Origin of the sequence: Burkholderia sp. LMU1-1-1.1 (genome assembly GCF_040675865.1) — a bacterium.
Classification (GTDB): Bacteria; Pseudomonadota; Gammaproteobacteria; order Burkholderiales; family Burkholderiaceae_D; genus Rugamonas.
Genome location: NZ_JBEGHG010000003.1, coordinates 14,025 through 31,959, shown reverse-complemented (window position 1 = coordinate 31,959; position 17,935 = coordinate 14,025). Strand labels below are relative to the sequence as shown.

Below are 17,935 nucleotides of genomic sequence, written 5' to 3'. Positions count from 1 at the left end.
GGACATGACCGAGACCACCTTCAAACCAAAAAAATCCGTGGCGCTGTCGGGCGTCACCGCCGGTAACACGGGGCTGTGCTCCGTCGGCAAAACCGGCAACGACCTGCACTACCGTGGCTATGACATCCTGGACGTGGCCAACTCCTGCGAGTTCGAGGAGATCGCCTATCTGCTGGTCCACGGCAAACTGCCCAACGAGGCCGAACTGCGCGGCTACAAGGCCAAGCTGCGCTCCCTGCGCGGCCTGCCGCAGGCGCTGAAGTCGGCGCTGGAGGCGCTGCCGGCGTCGGCGCACCCGATGGACGTGATGCGCACCGGCGTTTCGGTGCTGGGCTGCGTGCTGCCCGAGAAGGACGACCACAACGTGCCGGGCGCGCGCGATATCGCCGATCGCCTGATGGCGTCCTTCGGTTCGATGCTGCTGTACTGGTATCACTACAGCCACAATGGCAAGCGCATCGAAGTGGAAACCGACGACGACTCCATCGGTGGCCACTTCCTGCATCTGCTGCACGGCTTCAAGCCGTCCGACAGCTGGGTGCAGGCGATGCACACGTCGCTGATCCTGTATGCGGAACACGAATTCAACGCCTCGACCTTCACCGGCCGCGTCATCGCCGGCACCGGGTCGGACATCCACTCGGCCATCACCGGCGCGATCGGCGCGCTGCGCGGTCCGAAGCACGGCGGCGCCAACGAATTCGCGTTCGAGATCCAGAAGCGCTATGAAAATCCGGACGAGGCGGAGGCGGACATCCGCAACCGCGTCGCCAACAAGGAAGTGGTGATCGGCTTCGGCCATCCGGTGTACACGATCTCCGATCCGCGCAATGTCGTCATCAAGGAAGTGGCGCGCAAGCTGTCGCGCGAGGGCGGTTCGATGAAGATGTTCGACATCGCCGAGCGCCTGGAGACCGTGATGTGGGACGTCAAGAAGATGTTCCCCAACCTGGACTGGTTCTCTGCCGTGTCGTACCACATGATGGGCGTGCCGACGGCGATGTTCACGCCGCTGTTCGTCATCTCGCGCACGTCCGGCTGGGCCGCGCACATCATCGAGCAGCGCATCGACAACAAGATTATTCGCCCGAGCGCGAACTATGTCGGTCCGGAAGATCTGCAATTCGTGCCGATCAAGGATAGGAAATGATGAATACTTTGTTCCGCAAACCCTTGCCGGGCACCCAGCTGGACTACTTCGACGCGCGCGCGGCCGTCGACGCGATCCAGCCGGGCGCCTGGGCCAAACTGCCTTACACGTCCCGCGTGCTGGCGGAGAACCTGGTGCGCCGCTGCGATCCGGCGACCTTGAACGCTTCCCTCGGCCAGTTCATCGAACGCCGCCGCGATCTGGATTTCCCGTGGTTCCCGGCGCGCGTGGTGTGCCACGACATCCTTGGCCAGACCGCGCTGGTCGACCTGGCCGGCCTGCGCGACGCCATCGCCTTGCAAGGCGGCGATCCGGCGCTGGTCAATCCCGTGGTGCCGACGCAATTGGTGGTCGATCATTCGCTGGCTGTCGAATGCGGCGGCTTCGATCCCGATGCCTTCGACAAGAATCGCGTGATCGAGGATCGCCGCAACGAAGACCGCTTCGATTTCATCAACTGGACCAAGAAGGCGTTCAAGAACGTCGACGTGATCCCGCCCGGTAACGGCATCCTGCACCAGATCAATCTGGAGCGCATGTCGCCCGTGATACAGACGGTGGACGGCGTGGCCTTCCCCGATACGCTGGTCGGCACCGATTCGCACACGCCGATGGTCGACGCGCTGGGCGTGATCGCCATCGGCGTCGGCGGACTGGAGGCGGAGAGCGTGATGCTGGGCCGCGCATCGTGGATGCGACTGCCGGATATCATCGGCGTCGAGCTGACCGGCAAGCCGCAGCCTGGCATCACAGCCACCGACACGGTGCTGGCGCTGACCGAATTCCTGCGCAAGCAAAAAGTCGTATCGTCCTATCTGGAGTTCTTCGGCGAAGGCGCCGCGCACCTGACCTTGGGCGACCGCGCGACCATTTCCAACATGGCGCCGGAATACGGTTCCACCGCCGCGATGTTCTACATCGACGAGCAGACCATCAAATACCTGAAGCTGACCGGCCGCGATGATGAACTGGTCAAGCTGGTGGAGCTGTATGCGAAGGAGACCGGCCTGTGGGCCGACGCGCTCAAAACCGCAGAATACGAGCGCGTATTGACGTTCGACCTGTCGTCGGTGGTGCGTAATATCGCCGGTCCGTCGAATCCGCACAGCCGCGTGCCGACTTCCGAGCTGGCCGCGCGCGGCATCAGCGGCGTGGTGGAAAACGAACCGGGCCTGATGCCGGACGGCGCCTGCATCATCGCCGCCATCACCAGCTGCACCAACACCAACAACCCGCGCAACATGATCGCCGCCGGTCTGCTGGCGCGCAACGCCAACGCGCGCGGACTGACGCGCAAGCCATGGGTGAAAAGCTCGCTCGCCCCGGGCTCCAAGACCGTCACCCTGTATCTGGAGGAGGCGGGGCTGATGCCGGAGCTGGAGAAGCTCGGCTTCGGCGTGGTTGCCTACGCCTGCACGTCGTGCAACGGCATGTCCGGCGCGCTCGATCCGGTGATACAAAAAGAGGTGGTTGAGCGCGACCTGTACGCGACCGCCGTCCTGTCGGGCAACCGCAATTTCGACGGCCGCATCCATCCGTACGCGAAGCAGGCGTTCCTGGCGTCGCCGCCGCTGGTGGTGGCGTACGCGATCGCCGGCACCATCCGTTTCGATATCGAGAAGGATGTGCTGGGCATTGATGCCGACGGCCAGCCGGTCACGCTGAAGGACATCTGGCCGTCCGACGAGGAGATCGACCGCATCGTCGCCGCCAGCGTCAAGCCGGAGCAGTTCCGCAAGGTCTATATCCCCATGTTCGCCAAGCAGGAGGACGACGGCCTGAAAGTAAGCCCGTTGTACGACTGGCGCCCGCAGACCACCTATATCCGCCGACCGCCGTACTGGGAAGGCGCGCTGGCCGGGGCCCGGCCGCTGAAGGGCATGCGTCCGCTGGCGCTGCTGGGCGATAACATCACCACCGACCATCTGTCGCCGTCGAACGCCATCATGCTCGATAGCGCCGCCGGCGAGTACCTGGCGAAAATGGGCCTGCCGGAGGAGGACTTCAATTCCTACGCCACGCACCGTGGCGACCACCTGACCGCGCAGCGCGCGACCTTCGCCAATCCGACCCTGAAGAACGAGATGGTGCGCGGGCAGGACGGCAAGGTGATGGCCGGTTCGCTGGCCCGCATCGAGCCGGAAGGGCGCGTCACGCGCATGTGGGAAGCCATCGAGACATACATGGAGCGCAAGCAGCCGCTGATCGTGATCGCCGGCGCCGACTATGGACAGGGCTCGTCGCGCGACTGGGCGGCCAAGGGCGTGCGGCTGGCCGGTGTGGAGGCGATCGTGGCCGAGGGCTTCGAGCGCATCCATCGCACCAATCTGGTCGGAATGGGCGTGCTTCCGCTAGAGTTCATGCCCGGCGTGAACCGCCTGACCTTGGCGCTGGACGGTACCGAGACCTATGACGTGATCGGCGCGCGCACGCCGCGTTCGACGCTGACCCTGGTGATCAATCGCCTCAGCGGCGCGCAGGTGGAGGTGCCTGTGATCTGCCGTCTCGATACGGCGGAGGAGGTGTCGATCTACGAGGCGGGCGGCGTGCTGCAGCGCTTCGCCCAGGATTTCCTTGAATCCGTGAAGGCTGCCTGACCATGACGAACAACACCATCCACCCGCCGCAGATCAAAATCCCCGCCGTGTATATGCGCGGCGGCACCAGCAAAGGCGTTTTCTTCCGGCTGGGCGATTTGCCTGAAGCGGCGCAAACCCCGGGCGCCGCGCGCGACGCGCTGCTGCTGCGCGTGATCGGCAGCCCCGACCCCTACGGCAAGCAGATCGACGGCATGGGCGGCGGCACATCGAGCACCAGCAAGACGGTGATCGTCTCGAAAAGCGAAAGACCCGATCACGATATTGATTATTTGTTCGGCCAGGTCTCCATCGACAAGGCGTTTGTCGATTGGAGCGGCAATTGCGGCAACCTGTCGGCCGCCGTGGGCGCGTTCGCGATCAGCGCCGGCCTGCTGGACCCGGCGCGCGTGCCGCAAAACGGCATGGCGGTGGTGCGCGTGTGGCAGGCCAATATTGGCAAGACCATCATCGCCCACGTGCCGATGACCAACGGCGAAGTGCAGGAGACCGGCGACTTCGAACTCGATGGCGTCACCTTCCCGGCGGCCGAAGTGCAGCTGGAGTTCATGGACCCGGCGGCGGACGAGGAGGGCGGTGGAGGCGCCATGTTCCCGACCGGTCAACTGATCGACGACCTGGAGGTGCCGGGCATCGGCACGCTGAAGGCGACCATGATCAACGCCGGCATACCGACCATTTTCGTCGACGCGGACGCCATCGGCTACACAGGCATTGAACTGCAGGACGCGATCAATGGCGATGTGGCGGCGCTGGCGAAGTTCGAGACCATACGCGCGCATGGCGCGCTGCGCATGGGCCTCATCAAGCATCTCGACGAGGCGGCGCAACGCCAGCACACGCCGAAGGTGGCGTTTGTGGCAAAGCCGGCGGCCTACATCGCCTCCAGCGGCAAGCGGATCGACGCCGGCAATATCGATCTGCTGGTGCGCGCGCTCTCGATGGGCAAGCTGCATCACGCCATGATGGGCACGGCCGCGGTGGCGATCGGCACGGCGGCGGCGATACCAGGCACGCTGGTGAACCTGGCGGCGGGGGGCGGCGCGCGCGAAGCGGTGCGCTTCGGCCACCCGTCCGGCATCTTGCGGGTCGGCGCGCAGGCGACGCTGCGCGGCGGCGAGTGGAGCGTGATAAAAGCGGTAATGAGCCGCAGCGCGCGAGTTCTGATGGAGGGCTGGGTAAGAGTGCCCGGCGATCTAACCTAAGCGGTTGACATCCCAAACGGAGGAGACATGACCTACGCTGATTTTTATCGGCGCTCTATCGACACGCCCGAACAATTCTGGCAAGACGAAGCTGCGCTCATCGACTGGAACACGCCGTTCACGCAAGTGCTGGACTATTCGAATCCGCCGTTCGCCAAATGGTTCGTCGGCGGGCGGACCAATTTGTGCCACAACGCGGTCGACCGCTGGTGCGTCTCCCGGGGCGAGCAGGCGGCGTTGATCGCCATCTCCACCGAGACCAACACGGAGCGCAGCTATTCCTTCGACGAACTGCGCGACGAAACGCAGCGCTGCGCGGCGATGATGCTGGCGCTGGGCGTCGGCCGCGGCGACCGTGTGCTGATCTATATGCCGATGATCGCCGAGGCGGCGATCGCCATGCTGGCCTGCGCCCGGATCGGCGCTATCCATTCGGTGGTGTTCGGTGGCTTCGCGGCCAACAGCCTGGCCAGCCGCATCGACGACGCCAGGCCGGTGCTGATCGTCTCGGCCGATGCCGGTTCGCGCAACGGCAAGACGATACCCTACAAGCCGTTGCTGGACGAGGCGATCGCGCTGGCCGGCGCCCGGCCGGCGCACGTGCTGCTGGTCGATCGCGGCTTGGCCGCAATGGACCGCGTGGAGGGCCGCGACGTCGACTACTCGACCATGCGCGCGGCGCACCTTGACGCTCGCGTGCCGGTGACGTGGCTGGAATCGAACGAGGCTTCCTACATCCTTTACACCTCCGGCACCACCGGCAAGCCGAAGGGTGTGCAGCGCGATGTCGGCGGCTACGCGGTGGCGCTGGCATCGTCGATGAAGTACAACTTCTGCGCCAGGGCCGGCGAGACCTTCTTCGCCACGTCGGACATCGGCTGGGTGGTCGGCCACTCCTATATCGTCTACGGGCCGCTGATCGCCGGCATGGCGACCATCATGTACGAAGGCCTGCCGATCTGCCCGGACCCCGGCATCTGGTGGCGTATCGTCGAGAAATATAAGGTCACCCGCATGTTCTCGGCGCCGACGGCGATCCGGGTGCTGCGCAAGCAGCCGCCGGAATTCATGCGCGGGCGCGACCTGTCGTCGTTGCGCGCGCTGTACCTGGCGGGGGAGCCGCTGGATGAAACCACCTCGCAATGGATCGCGGCGGAGCTGCATGTGCCCATCATCGACAATTACTGGCAGACCGAAACCGGCTGGCCGATCCTGTCGATCGCCAAGGGTGTCGAGGATCTGCCGACGCGTCCCGGCAGCCCTGGCCTGGCGATGTACGGCTATCGGGTCAAGCTGCTCAACGAAGCCACCGGCGAGGAGTGCGCCGCCAACGAAAAGGGCGTGGTGGTGATCGATGGACCGCTGCCACCCGGCTGCATGCAGACCGTGTTCGGCGACGACCGGCGCTTTGTCGACACCTACTGGTCCAACTTCGACGGCAAGATGGTGTATTCGACCTTCGACTGGGGCGTGCGCGACGCCGACGGCTATTATTTCATTCTTGGCCGCACCGACGACGTGATCAACGTCGCCGGACACCGCTTGGGCACCCGCGAGATCGAGGAGTCCATTTCCAGCCACGCCAACGTGTCGGAAGTGGCGGTGGTGGGCATGGAGGATAAGCTCAAGGGACAGGTGGCGATGGCCTTCGTCATTGTCAAGGATGCGAAGGGGCTCGACACCGACGATGGCCGCAAGGCGTTGGAGCGGGAGATCATGGACGTGGTCGACCATCGGCTGGGCGCGGTGGCGCGGCCGGCCAGGGTGTGCTTCGTGGCGCAATTGCCCAAGACGCGCTCCGGCAAACTGCTGCGCCGTTCGATCCAGGCCATCTGCGACGGCCGCAACCCGGGCGACCTGACGGCGATCGAAGATCCGGCGTCGCTGCTGCAGATCCGCAGTGCCTTGCAAACCTGAAGACATGCGGCGGGCCGGTTTTCCGGGATGGCGCCTTCGGTCCACTGTCGTATTTAAGAACGCGAAATGAACGCAAAATGAACGCGAAGCGGCACGCCGATGGCTAATGACACTAATGTGGTTTATCATCTGCCAACAATGCTGCCGACATGTAACGACCAAGGCGGCATTTTTTTCGGGTGCCCCTGGTGTTCATGAATCGCGTTTCATCCAATCCTGACTTCGTCGCGGACGCCCTGGCGCTGATCGGCGTTCCCGCGTGCGCTTACAGCGCCGAGGGACAGGTGCTGGCGGCGAACGCGGAGTTGATTGCCTTGCTCGAATGCGATCCCGCCGGACAAACCGTGGAGAGCGTGTTCGCGCGCCATCTGCGCGCCGCCAGCGTCGCGCGCCTGGCGGATGCGGAGACGGGGCAATGTTGGGACAGTTGCCTCGCTTCGGCCAGCGGCAAATACATCGCCGTGCAGGTCTGGACCAAACCGCTGCCGGCAGGCGCCGAAACAGATGGAGGCACCATTGTCTTCCACGATATCAGCGACGTGCAGCGCTCGCAGCGCGCGTTGCGTAAAACGTTGCTCGAACAGCAGGCCATATTGGAGAACGCCGCCGTCGGCATCCTGTTCGGCAAGGACGGCCGCATCGCCGAATGTAATATCCGTTGCGCCGAGATGCTGGGCTACAGCCGCGAGGAGCTGGAGGGCGCGCCGAGCGTGATCCTCTATCCGAGCGAAGCGGACTTCCTCAAGCTGGGACGCGAGGCCGGCCCGCCGCTGGCGCAAGGTTTGCCGTTCAAGACGGAGCTGGTGTTGCGGCGCAAGGACGGCAGCACCTTCTGGGCGCGGCTGTTCGGCCGCGCCATCGATACCATCCACACCAGCGAAGGCGCGGTGTGGATCGTCGAAGACATCAACGAGCACCGCATCGACGAGGAAAAGCTGCGCCGCGCGCTGATCGAGCAGAAGGCGATCCTGGACAACGCATCGATCGGCATCCTGTTTAGTAAAGGCCAGATCGTCCGCAACTGCAACCGGCGCATGGCGGAGATGTTCGGCTACGCCATCGAGGACATGGTCGGCATGCCGGCGTCGGACATGTTCCCGTCGCAGGAAAAGTATCAGGCCTTCGCCGTGGAGGCGCGGGCGCAGCTCGACAACGGCAAACCGTACGAAAGCCCCGCGTTCGAATTGAAGCGCAAGGACGGCGCCTTGATCTGGTGCCGCGTGCGCGCCAACGCGATGAACGAAGTAAACACCGAAGGCGGCGCCATCTGGATCGTCGAGGACGTGACGACCACGCGCCAGACGCAGATGGAGGTGGAGGCGATCATGACCAACGCCTCGATGAGCATCCTGTTCACCAAGAACCGCGTCATCACGCGCTACAACCGCGGCTTCGGCGACATGTTCCGCTATCCCGGCGACACCGGTCTGGGGCTTCCCGGACAGGCGTTGTATCCGTCCTGGGAAGCCTACGAGCGGCTGGGCGCCGAGGCCTATCCCTATCTGTCCGTGGCAAAGCCGTTCCAGACCGAGATAGAAATGCGCCGCGCCGACGATACGCGCCTGTGGGCGCAACTGATCGGCTACGTGGTCAATCCGGCCGATCCGGGCCAGGGCACGATCTGGGTGATCGAAGACCGCACCGAGCAAAAACGCGCCGAGGAGGCGCTGCGCAACGCGCTGCTGGAGAACCAGGCCATCCTCGACAGCGCGGTGCTGGGCATCTCGGTGGTGGAGCAGGGGCTCAACCTGCGTTGCAATACGAAGATGGAGGAATTGTTCGGCTACGCGCCGGGCGAGATGAACCACCTCAGTGTGCAGGCTTTTTATGCCGGCGAGGCGGCGTGGCGGGAGGCGCGCGCGGCGACGGCGCAGGACTTCCGCGCCGGCCGCGTCAACGTCGCCGAGTATCAACTGGTGCGCAAGGACGGCAGCCGCTTCTGGGCGCGGCTGTCGGGCCGGCCGTTCGACCTGGCGCAGCCCGGCGGGCGCTCCGTGTGGCTGGTGGACGACATCACCGCGCGGCGCGAGGCGGCCGAAGCGGTCAGCCGCGCGCGCGACGAGCTGGAAGTGCGCGTGCTTGAACGCACGGCCGAACTGGCGGGCGCCAACGCGCTGCTGCAGGGGGAGATCGTAGAGCGCCGCCAGGCCGAGGCGCGCGTGCACCACATGGCGTACCACGACAGCCTGACCGGCTTGCCCAACCGCGCGTTGCTGTCGGACCGGCTGGACCGCGCCATGCTGGCGGCCCAGCGCTCGCAGCGCCAGCTGGCGGTGATGTTCATCGACCTTGACCGCTTCAAGACCATCAACGATTCGCTGGGCCACATGACCGGCGACCAGTTGCTCAAGGAGGTGGCGAGCCGTTTGTGCCGCGCGGTGCGCGCCAGCGACACCGTGGCCCGTTTGGGCGGCGACGAGTTCGTGGTGCTGGTGCCGGGCATCGCCAGCGTGGAAGAGGCCAGCCACGTGGCCGAGAAGATCATCCAGGCGCTGTCCGAAGGCTTTCCGCTGGAAGGGCGCAACCTGCACATCACGCCGTCCATCGGCATTTGCGTGTATCCGGACGACGGCGCCGACGTGGCGACGCTGATGCGCCACGCCGACGCCGCCATGTACCACGCCAAGGCAAGCGGCAGGAACAACTACCAGTACTTCAAGGAGGCGATGAACCAGTCGGCGGCGCGCCACTTCGAGCTGGAGTCGAGCCTGCGCAGCGCGCTGGCGCTGGACGAGTTCACCTTGCACTTCCAGCCGATCATGGATATCGGCACGCGCCGCCTGCATGCGATGGAGGTGCTGCTGCGCTGGCGCCGCGACACCGGGGAACTGGTGATGCCGGACAGTTTCATTCCGCTGATCGAGGAAAACGGCTTGATCGTGCCGATCGGCGAATGGGTGATACGCCAGGCGTGCATGCAGAGCATGACGTGGCAGCGCGAAGGCCTGGTCCCGGTGCCGATGGCGGTGAACCTGTCGCCGCGCCAGTTCATGCATCGGGGACTGGTCGAATCGATACGGCGCATCCTCGACGAGACGGGCATCGATCCGTCGTTGCTGGAGTTCGAGATCACCGAGACGGCGCTGATGCAGCACGGCGAGCACACGCTCGAGGTCCTGGGGCAGATCAACGCGATGGGTATCCGCCTGTCGATCGACGATTTCGGCACCGGCTATTCCAGCCTGGCCTACCTGAAGCGCTTCCCGGTCAAGAAGATCAAGATCGACCGCGCCTTCATCAAGGACCTGGAGGACAGCGCGGAGGACCGCGCCATCGTGGCGGCGATCATCGCGCTGTCGGACAGCCTGCAGCTGTCGGTGGTGGCGGAGGGGGTGGAGACGGAGGGCCAGTATGCGCTCCTGCAGCGCAACGGCTGCCAGTTCGCGCAAGGCTATCTGTTCTCGCCGCCGGTGCCGCATGTGACCGCGCAGCTGCTGCTGCCGCGGCCCCCGATCGCGGCCGGGTAGGAGGATCAGTCGAGCGTGGCGATCACCGGCGCGTGGTCGGACGGCTGCTCCAGCTTGCGCGGGGCGCGGTCGATGACGCAGGCGCTGCAGCGTGCCACCAGCGCGGGCGACAGCAGGATGTGGTCGATGCGCAGGCCTTTGTTGAGCCGGAAGCCCAGGCCGCGGTAGTCCCACCAGCTGAATGATTTTTCGGGCTGGTCGAACAGGCGGTAGGAGTCGGTGAGGCCGATGTCGAGCAGGCGGGTCAGGGCGGCGCGTTCCTTTTCGGAAACGTGCACCAGGCCTTCCCAGGCGGCCGGATCGTGGACGTCGCGGTCCTCGGGAGCGATGTTGTAGTCGCCGACGACGGCCAGTTGCGGGTGCAGGGCGGCCTCCTGCTTGATCCAGTCGTGGAAGGCGGCCAGCCAGCCGAGTTTGTATTCGTATTTCTCGGAGCCAACGCTCTGGCCGTTCGGCACGTAGGCGCACACCACGCGCACGCCGTCGATGGTCGCGGCGAGGATGCGTTGCTGTGGATCATCGAAGAGTGGATTGTTTTTGACGACATCGGTGATCGGCAGCTTGGAAATGATGGCGACGCCGTTGTAGGTTTTTTGCCCGCTGTACACGACATGATAGCCAGCGGCTTCAATAATACTAGCCGGAAACTTGTCGTCGGTTAATTTTGTTTCTTGTAGACAGAGCACGTCTGTTGGATTTTCCGCAAGCCAATTCATAACGTGCGGCAGTCTTACGTTCAGTGAGTTAACATTCCATGTGGCTAGTTTCATCGGGGGATCAGTGTCCTTGCGGGTTTGGTGGAGGCGATACGCCTATGAAACGCATCTTACCGTAAGTTGATTTAACAGATGAGCTTGTCTATTTGTCGTGTTTTATAAAAAAACATGAAATAGAACTTCGCAAGTGTGGTGGTAAGGCATAAAATGTTGCAAAAAGTGTGAAATAAAAATTTAATTGCTACTTTTGTCTCATAGTTGTCAAAATTGTACTTCAGTAGGAGACAGAATGGCGAAAGAGAAATATACTGATACAAATTAGTGGAAAACTAGTGTTTCCTATCAGCAACCACAAAATAGCAAGAGCCGTGTATATTATTAATTGTGATGCCGCAATAAGTGATACTATTCGGAAATAACTTGTAGTTTTAACAGTGAATTGCGCGTAGCGCATTTACAAAGGAATTGAAATGCGAACTGCATTTGAGGCATGGGCACAGCGCGACGGACATATCGTTCGCCGCCGTGAAGATAAGCCAGAAGAGTATCTGGTCTTTGAAACGCAGCGCCGCTGGGTGATCTGGCAAGCGGCACTGGAACATGGCAAAACGCCGGGCGGTCGCAAGACCGCCGCGCAAAAGGAGGCAGCCGCCGCCGAAAAGCGCGCAGCCGAAGCGCTGCAACGTCCCCCGGTTATCAATTCCGACGAAGCCGCGGTGCGTAATCAGGTGTTGAACGAAGTGCTCGACGCTTTCTCCACCCTGGGTGGCGAGCGAGGCATGGATGACATCCTGAAAGTGGTCCAGGGCTTGAAGAAGAAGCAGCAGGAGCAGGAACTGGGGTCGGACAAGGACAAGGTCGAAGAACGTGTGGCCAAGTCGGCGCAGGTTCGTCAAAACGCCTGACCCGATGGCGCGTTTCCGGCATTACAAGGGCGGCCTCTACGAGTTGGTGTGCGAGGCCACCCTGGAGTCCGACCTGAGCACCATGATTGTTTACCGCGCGCCCGACGGGTCCATCTGGGCGCGGCCGAAAGACGTGTTTTTTCAACTCATCGAGGTCGATGGCGTAAAAGTGCAACGCTTTACGCCTCTTGATTGAGCGAATCAATCCGCGCCCGGCTTGCTACACTGTGTCTGTATCTATTTTAGAGGCAGACCATGTTCCTCCGTCCCGTCGCCGCGTGCACCGCGCTGCTGGCCTTGCTGGCTGGCGCTGGCTGCGCGTCCCTGACAGAATCGACCCAACAGAATGTGCTGGTGCAGACCGTGCTCGATCACCGCGAGATCGGCGGCGTCGGCTGCGTGTTGTATAACGATGTCGGCAAGTGGTTCGTCACTACGCCGGCCCGCGTAACCCTGCGCAAGAGCGCCGCCCCGCTGCGCGTCGATTGCCAGAGGGAGGGCGTCGCCTGGGCGTACGAGAAGGTCGATCCCAAGGTCAACGGCAATTTGTGGGGTAATGTGATTTTGACGGCGGGTGTCGGCTATGTCATCGACCGCAACACCGGTGCGGGCTACGATTATCCGTCGACGTTGACGGTGGTGATGCGTCCGGCCGAGGGCAGGGATGAGGGGCCGCCGCCAGCGGCCGGGGTGACGTTGTATTGATCGGCGGCCTGCGTCCGTTGACGAATTCTGAACCACGCAGGGCGGATTAGCGAAGCGTAATCGGCCATCTTTGCGCCGTTGGCGGCTCATCGATGGCCGATTACGGCGTTCCGCCTAATCCGCCCTGCGCGTCTCCGTTGTTACGCGTCCGTCAATGGCCGCCAGGGATGCCGGCGGCCGATCGCTGCGCTTACGAACCCGCGCGGCCGATCAGGAAGTTCGACAGCAGCGGCACCGGACGGCCGGTCGCGCCCTTCGCGCCGCCCGATTTCCACGCCGTGCCGGCGATGTCCAGATGCGCCCAGGTGTACTTGCGCGTGAAATTCTCCAGGAACGCCGCCGCCGTGCACGACGCGCCGCCCGGCGTGCCGATGTTGGCCAGGTCCGCGAAGTTGGACTTCAACTGCTCGTTGTACTCCTCGCCGATCGGCAGGCGCCACGCGGTGTCGCTCGACGCTTTGCCGGCGGCCATGATCTCGTCGGCCAGCTTGTTGTGGACGTCGTCGTCGCGCGTGAACAGACCGCTCTTGTGGTGGCCCAGCGCGACGATGCAGGCGCCCGTCAGCGTGGCGATGTCGATCACGGCGGCCGGGTTGAAGCGCTCGGCGTAGGTCAGCGCGTCGCACAGCACCAGGCGGCCTTCGGCGTCGGTGTTGAGGATCTCGATGGTCAAACCGTTCATCGACGTGACGATGTCGCCCGGCTTGGTGGCGCGGCCCGACGGCATGTTCTCGCAGCTGGCGATCACGCCGATCACGTTCAGCTTCAAATCCATTTCGCCGATGGCGCGGAAGGTGCCCAGCACCGAGGCCGCGCCGCCCATGTCGTACTTCATTTCGTCCATGCCGGGACCCGGCTTGAGGGAGATGCCGCCGGTGTCGAAGGTGATGCCCTTACCGACCAACACCACCGGCGCGTCCTTGGACTTGCCGCCCATGTGCTTGAGGATGATGAACTTCGGCGGCTGCTCGCTGCCGTTGGTGACCGACAGGAAGCTGTTCATCTTCAGCGCTTCGAGCTGTTTGCGGTCCAGGATCTCGACGTCGAACTTGTAGTCCTTGGCCAGTTTTTTGGCGGTGTTGGCCAGGTGGGTCGGGGTGCAGACGTTGGCCGACAGGTTGCCCAGCTCCTTGGTCAGGTCCATGCCGTTGGCGATCGCCACGGCCTGGGCCAGCGCGAGTTTGGTGGCGGTGCTGTTCGGCACCGCCAGCGCGATCTTCTTGACGCCGGCCGGTGCCGGATCCTTCTTGCTTTTCTGGCCGTCGGTGCGGAACGCGGCTTCGTGGGCGCTCTGCACCACGCAGCGGATCGCCCAATTGACGTCGCGCTCTTTCACTTCGGTCATCGGCAGTGCGATAATAGCGTCGCTCGTGCCCAGGGCCGAGAAAGCCTTCAATGCCGCGGAAACGCCGCTGGCGAAGCTTTTCTCGCTGACGGCGTCGTCGCTGCCCAGGCCGACCAGCAGCACGCGCTCGGCGCTGACGCCCTTGACACCGCGCAGCAGCAAGGTGGTGCCGGCCTTGCCGCTGATGTCGCCGGACTTGAGCGCGGCCGTGATGTCACCGGAACCGTCCAGTGCTTTGGCAGCTTGCGACAGCTTTTTATTCTCGAACACCGCTACGGCGACGACGCCCGTTTTGGCCGAGTTGATGGTGTTTTTTGTGTCGAATGCTTTTATGCTAAAGTCCATTTGATTCTCCGTGTCGTGTACGAATTGCCAGCCCGTTTGGCCTGATTGGCCGGGCTGTTATTAACTTGTGGCCCTGTGACGAGCCCTTAACTACCGAATTATAACTTTCGAATGATCTTTCAACGCACCCTACGACGTGAAATGGCCAGCACCGCCTTCGCCAGCTTCACGATCCTGTTCAGCGTTTGCGTTACCTGGACCTTGATCGGCATCCTCGGCAAGGCCGCCGGCGGCAAGGTCGCCTCCAGCGACGTCGTCGCGCTGATCCTGTTTGCAACGGTGAATTATCTGCCAACTATCCTCATCCTCACCAGCTTTATTTCGGTGCTGATGGTGGTCACGCGCAGCTATCGCGATTCCGAAATGGTGGTGTGGTTCGCCTCCGGCTTGAGCCTGACCCGCTGGATCGCGCCGGTGCTGACCTTCGGCCTGCCGATGGTGCTGCTGACGGCGGGCCTGAGCTTCGTCGCCGCGCCGTGGGCCAAGGAAAAGAGCGCGGAGTACGTCGAGCGCTTCGCCAAGCGCGAAGACCTGCAGAAGGTCTCGCCCGGCCAGTTCCGCGAATCGTCGTCGGCCAACCGCATCTTCTTCGTCGAAGGCGTCGCCGGCGACACCTCGGTGGTGCAGAATGTGTTCGTCAACACCGTCGACAAAAACGGCACGGCGGTGATCGTCGCGCGCGAGGGCGTGATCAGTAACGGACCGAAAGGCGAGCGCTATCTGGTGCTCAAGAACGGCCGCCGCTACCAGGGCATGCCGGGGCAGTCCGACTTCCAGACCATGGAGTTCGACACCTATAGCATGCGGGTGACCAGCCAGTCCCAGGACCTCGACTCCGAACGCGACACAGACTCCGTGCCGACCATGGAACTGCTCACCGATACCACCAACTCCGGCCGCGCCGAGCTGCTATGGCGGATCGCCTCGCCGTTGACCTGCCTGGTGCTGGTGCTGCTGGCGATCCCGCTGGGATTCGTCAATCCGCGCGCCGGCAGCTCGGCCAACCTGATTATCGCGCTGCTGATCTTCTTCTCGTACACCAACGCGGTCAAGCTGGTCGAGGGCAGCGTCAGGCTGGGCAAGTTCTCGTTCGCGTTGTCCTGGTGGCCGCTGCACCTGATGGCGGCGTTGACGGTACTCGGCCTGTTCGCCTGGAGGCTCAATCTGAATCACCGTTACCACCCGCTGGCGTTGCTGGCGGCGATGAAGCGTTCGCGCAATGCGAATAAAAAGGAGGTGGCGCCATGAAGATCCTGCAACGCTACTTCGCCGTCACCATCTTCCAGGCGGTGGCCTTTGTGCTGGTCGCCTTCCTGGCGCTGCAGGCTTTCATGGACCTCACCGGCGAACTGCCGCGCGTCGGCAAGAACGGCTACGCGATCCAGTATGTGCTGTTGTTCGTTGCGGTCAAGCTGCCGGGCCACGTGTACGAGGTGATGCCGCTGGCGGCGCTGATCGGCACCATCTATACGATGGCGCAGTTCGCGTCGACGTCCGAGTTCACCATCATGCGCGCCTCCAGTATGACAACCGGCATGGTGGCGTGGATGCTGGCCAAGATCGGCGTGGTGCTGGTGATTATCACCTTCATCTTCGGTGAGCTGATCACGCCGCGCACCGCGCCGCTGGCGGAAAAAATCAAACTCAGTGGACGCGGCACGACGATTTCGACCGAGTTCCGGTCCGGCCTGTGGACCAAGGATATTGTCAAGTCCGAAGGCATGACCGGGGAGGTGATCGGTTCGCGCTTCTTCAATGTGCGCGAGGTGCGCCCGGACGGCAAACTGGTCGACGTCAAGCTGTATGAGTTCGATAACAACTTCCGCCTGCGCTCCATCACGGTGGCCAAGAGCGGCACCTACCAGGGCACGAACAAGTGGATGCTGTCGGATGTGAAGGAGAACATCTTCACCAATCCGGCGCTGCTCAAGCCGGGCAGCGAGGCCAATCTGGCGAATAACTACGCCCAGGGCAGCAGCATGATCGAGACGCGCACCAGCGCCACCAGGGAGTTGATCTCCGAGATTACGCCGCGCATCCTGTCGGTGTCGCGTTCGGACCCCGAGCGCATGTCGGCCAGCGAACTGGCGCTGTACACCCGCCACCTGCAGGAGAACAAACAGGAGACGGAGCGCTTCAAGATCGCGTTCTGGAAAAAACTGTTCGATCCGCTGGCGATCTTCGTGCTGATGGCGCTGGCGCTGCCGTTCGGCTACCTGCACACCCGCAGCGGCGGCGTCAGCCTCAAGATTTTCGTTGGCATCATGATCGGTGTCAGCTACCTGCTGGTCAACACGCTGTTCTCGCACCTCGGTGTGTTGAGCACCTGGCCGGCTGCCCTGACGGCGATCGCCCCGAGTTTAATTTTCCTGCTGCTGGCGCTGGGCGCCTTGTGGTGGGTGGAGCGACATTAGATGAGTAGCATTGTGAGCAGCAGCGTGAACAAACAAGCCCTGGTGCTTTTCGCGCACGGCGCCCGCGCCGCGTCGTGGGCCGCGCCGTTCGAACGCCTGCGCGACCTGACGCAGGCGCGCACGCCGGACGTCCCGGTATCGCTGGCGTTTCTGGAGTTGATGGAGCCGCGCCTGCCGGAGCATGTGGCCGCGCTGACGGCCGGCGGTGTCACGCACATCACGGTGGTGCCGGTGTTTTTGGGGCAGGGTGGCCATGTGCTGCGCGACCTGCCGCTGATGGTCGACCAGTTGCGCATCGATTATCCGCAAACCACGATCAATGTTGTCGAAGCGGCCGGCGAGAACGCGGCGGTGCTCAACGCGTTGTCGGACTACTGCGTATCTTCGTTGCCTACTTCCTCGGCACCAGCTTGATCTCGTAAAGCTTCGGCCACAGTTTGCCGGTGACGAACAGGCGTTTCTTGTCGGCGTCCCAGGCGATGCCGTTCAAGACGTTTTCGCTGTTGGGGCCTTTGCCGGCGTCCGGATACAGCTTGCCCAAATCGATCCAGCCGACGATCTTGCCCGTGTTCTGATCGATGCGGGCGATCGTGTTGGTGTGCCAGATATTGGCGAAGATTTCGTCGCCCACCACTTCCAGCTCATTGATCTGGTCGACCGCTATGCCGTCGGCCGTCACCTTCACGCGGCGCACTTCGAGGAAGGTCTTCGGGTCGAGGAAGCGCAGGGTCGCGCTGCCGTCGCTCAGCACCAGCTCCTTGCCGTTTTGCGCCAGGCCCCAGCCTTCGCCGGGATAGGCGAACTGGTTGCGCAGCTCGAAGGAGGCGAGGTCGAACACGAAGCCGGTCTGCGTTTGCCAGGTGATGCCGACCAGCGTGTCCTTCCAGACGGTCAGGCCTTCGCCGAAGTACTGCGGCGGGATGTCCTTGCTTTGCAGGACCTTGCCGGTCTCCAGATTCACTTTGCGGATCGATGATTTGCCGTTTAACCCCGTGCTCTCGTACAGGAAACCGTCGCGATACAGCAGTCCCTGGGTGAACGCCTGCGGGTCGTGCGGATAGCTGCGCACGACCTTGAAGTCGTAGGTCGGTATCGAGGGGGCGGCCAGCGCGGCGGCGGCCGGCAGCAGGGACAGCAGGAACAGGGTTTTGATACTTTGTTTTTTCACT

At 63.2% G+C, this 17,935-nt stretch carries 14 protein-coding genes; 11 read left to right on the top strand and 3 right to left on the bottom strand.

Annotation, left to right across the window (positions count from 1 at the left end; all coding sequences use genetic code 11):
- The first annotated feature begins 4 nt into the window (after positions 1-4).
- From prpC to MRBLMU1_RS03790, 5 genes are all read left to right on the top strand, one after another.
- Entirely contained in the window at positions 5-1,150 is a 1,146-nt protein-coding gene (gene prpC, locus MRBLMU1_RS03810) for a bifunctional 2-methylcitrate synthase/citrate synthase (RefSeq protein ID WP_363497261.1), read from the top strand.
- Positions 1,150-3,747, top strand: a complete 2,598-nt coding sequence (acnD, locus tag MRBLMU1_RS03805; RefSeq protein ID WP_363497806.1) for a Fe/S-dependent 2-methylisocitrate dehydratase AcnD — start codon at positions 1,150-1,152, stop codon at positions 3,745-3,747. The genes prpC and acnD overlap by 1 nt, the downstream gene beginning before the upstream one ends.
- A gap of 2 nt (positions 3,748-3,749) precedes the next feature.
- Positions 3,750-4,952 (top strand): 2-methylaconitate cis-trans isomerase PrpF, encoded by a 1,203-nt coding sequence (prpF, locus tag MRBLMU1_RS03800; protein ID WP_363497258.1) that lies wholly within the window; start codon positions 3,750-3,752, stop codon positions 4,950-4,952.
- Positions 4,953-4,979: 27 nt separating this feature from the next.
- Positions 4,980-6,869 carry a propionate--CoA ligase gene (locus MRBLMU1_RS03795; RefSeq protein ID WP_363497255.1) on the top strand — a complete coding sequence of 630 codons (1,890 nt, stop codon included), beginning with the start codon at positions 4,980-4,982 and terminating at the stop codon, positions 6,867-6,869.
- 194 nt (positions 6,870-7,063) lie between these two features.
- The gene (locus MRBLMU1_RS03790) at positions 7,064-10,336 is read left to right on the top strand and encodes a bifunctional diguanylate cyclase/phosphodiesterase (protein WP_363497252.1); all 3,273 of its coding nucleotides are present in this window, start codon (positions 7,064-7,066) and stop codon (positions 10,334-10,336) included.
- Positions 10,337-10,341: 5 nt separating this feature from the next.
- On the opposite strand, the gene xth is transcribed toward MRBLMU1_RS03790, so the two are convergent.
- Positions 10,342-11,106: an exodeoxyribonuclease III gene (gene xth, locus MRBLMU1_RS03785; RefSeq protein WP_363497249.1), complete on the bottom strand. Its 765-nt coding sequence runs from the start codon at positions 11,104-11,106 to the stop codon at positions 10,342-10,344.
- 416 nt (positions 11,107-11,522) lie between these two features.
- On the opposite strand from xth, the gene MRBLMU1_RS03780 reads away from it, so the two are divergent.
- Genes MRBLMU1_RS03780 through MRBLMU1_RS03770 form a run of 3 tightly spaced genes read left to right on the top strand, consistent with a single transcriptional unit; the run spans position 11,523 to position 12,662 of the window.
- Complete coding sequence (locus MRBLMU1_RS03780; protein WP_363497246.1) at positions 11,523-11,957, top strand: hypothetical protein; 435 nt, start codon at positions 11,523-11,525, stop codon at positions 11,955-11,957.
- 4 nt (positions 11,958-11,961) lie between these two features.
- Entirely contained in the window at positions 11,962-12,153 is a 192-nt protein-coding gene (locus tag MRBLMU1_RS03775; RefSeq protein WP_363497244.1) for a DUF1653 domain-containing protein, read from the top strand.
- 59 nt (positions 12,154-12,212) lie between these two features.
- Entirely contained in the window at positions 12,213-12,662 is a 450-nt protein-coding gene (locus tag MRBLMU1_RS03770; RefSeq protein WP_363497241.1) for a hypothetical protein, read from the top strand.
- Positions 12,663-12,852: 190 nt separating this feature from the next.
- Here MRBLMU1_RS03770 and MRBLMU1_RS03765 read toward each other — a convergent pair whose 3' ends face one another.
- Positions 12,853-14,352: a leucyl aminopeptidase gene (locus MRBLMU1_RS03765; RefSeq protein ID WP_363497238.1), complete on the bottom strand. Its 1,500-nt coding sequence runs from the start codon at positions 14,350-14,352 to the stop codon at positions 12,853-12,855.
- Positions 14,353-14,493: 141 nt separating this feature from the next.
- Between MRBLMU1_RS03765 and lptF the strand changes: the two genes are divergently transcribed.
- The 3 genes from lptF to MRBLMU1_RS03750 are packed head-to-tail and all read left to right on the top strand — an operon-like array spanning position 14,494 to position 17,180.
- On the top strand, positions 14,494-15,600 hold the full coding sequence (gene lptF / locus MRBLMU1_RS03760) for an LPS export ABC transporter permease LptF (protein WP_414646023.1): 1,107 nt from the start codon (positions 14,494-14,496) through the stop codon (positions 15,598-15,600).
- Positions 15,597-16,766 (top strand): LPS export ABC transporter permease LptG, encoded by a 1,170-nt coding sequence (gene lptG / locus MRBLMU1_RS03755; protein ID WP_363497233.1) that lies wholly within the window; start codon positions 15,597-15,599, stop codon positions 16,764-16,766. The genes lptF and lptG overlap by 4 nt, the downstream gene beginning before the upstream one ends.
- A 24-nt stretch (positions 16,767-16,790) precedes the next feature.
- Positions 16,791-17,180, top strand: coding sequence for a sirohydrochlorin chelatase (locus MRBLMU1_RS03750; protein WP_363497230.1), 390 nt, complete (start codon positions 16,791-16,793; stop codon positions 17,178-17,180).
- On the opposite strand, the gene MRBLMU1_RS03745 is transcribed toward MRBLMU1_RS03750, so the two are convergent.
- The gene (locus tag MRBLMU1_RS03745) at positions 17,158-17,934 is read right to left on the bottom strand and encodes a glutaminyl-peptide cyclotransferase (protein WP_363497227.1); all 777 of its coding nucleotides are present in this window, start codon (positions 17,932-17,934) and stop codon (positions 17,158-17,160) included. The genes MRBLMU1_RS03750 and MRBLMU1_RS03745 overlap by 23 nt on opposite strands.
- Between the last annotated feature and the right edge of the window lies 1 nt (position 17,935).

What these genes read in the sequence shown, in the direction of transcription:
- prpC (WP_363497261.1), top strand. Translation starts at nt 5, where the DNA reads ATGACCGAGACCACCTTCAAACCAAAAAAATCCGTGGCGCTGTCGGGC.
- acnD (WP_363497806.1), top strand. Translation starts at nt 1,150, where the DNA reads ATGAATACTTTGTTCCGCAAACCCTTGCCGGGCACCCAGCTGGACTAC.
- prpF (WP_363497258.1), top strand. Translation starts at nt 3,750, where the DNA reads ATGACGAACAACACCATCCACCCGCCGCAGATCAAAATCCCCGCCGTG.
- MRBLMU1_RS03795 (WP_363497255.1), top strand. Translation starts at nt 4,980, where the DNA reads ATGACCTACGCTGATTTTTATCGGCGCTCTATCGACACGCCCGAACAA.
- MRBLMU1_RS03790 (WP_363497252.1), top strand. Translation starts at nt 7,064, where the DNA reads ATGAATCGCGTTTCATCCAATCCTGACTTCGTCGCGGACGCCCTGGCG.
- xth (WP_363497249.1), bottom strand. Translation starts at nt 11,106, where the DNA reads ATGAAACTAGCCACATGGAATGTTAACTCACTGAACGTAAGACTGCCG.
- MRBLMU1_RS03780 (WP_363497246.1), top strand. Translation starts at nt 11,523, where the DNA reads ATGCGAACTGCATTTGAGGCATGGGCACAGCGCGACGGACATATCGTT.
- MRBLMU1_RS03775 (WP_363497244.1), top strand. Translation starts at nt 11,962, where the DNA reads ATGGCGCGTTTCCGGCATTACAAGGGCGGCCTCTACGAGTTGGTGTGC.
- MRBLMU1_RS03770 (WP_363497241.1), top strand. Translation starts at nt 12,213, where the DNA reads ATGTTCCTCCGTCCCGTCGCCGCGTGCACCGCGCTGCTGGCCTTGCTG.
- MRBLMU1_RS03765 (WP_363497238.1), bottom strand. Translation starts at nt 14,352, where the DNA reads ATGGACTTTAGCATAAAAGCATTCGACACAAAAAACACCATCAACTCG.
- lptF (WP_414646023.1), top strand. Translation starts at nt 14,494, where the DNA reads ATGGCCAGCACCGCCTTCGCCAGCTTCACGATCCTGTTCAGCGTTTGC.
- lptG (WP_363497233.1), top strand. Translation starts at nt 15,597, where the DNA reads ATGAAGATCCTGCAACGCTACTTCGCCGTCACCATCTTCCAGGCGGTG.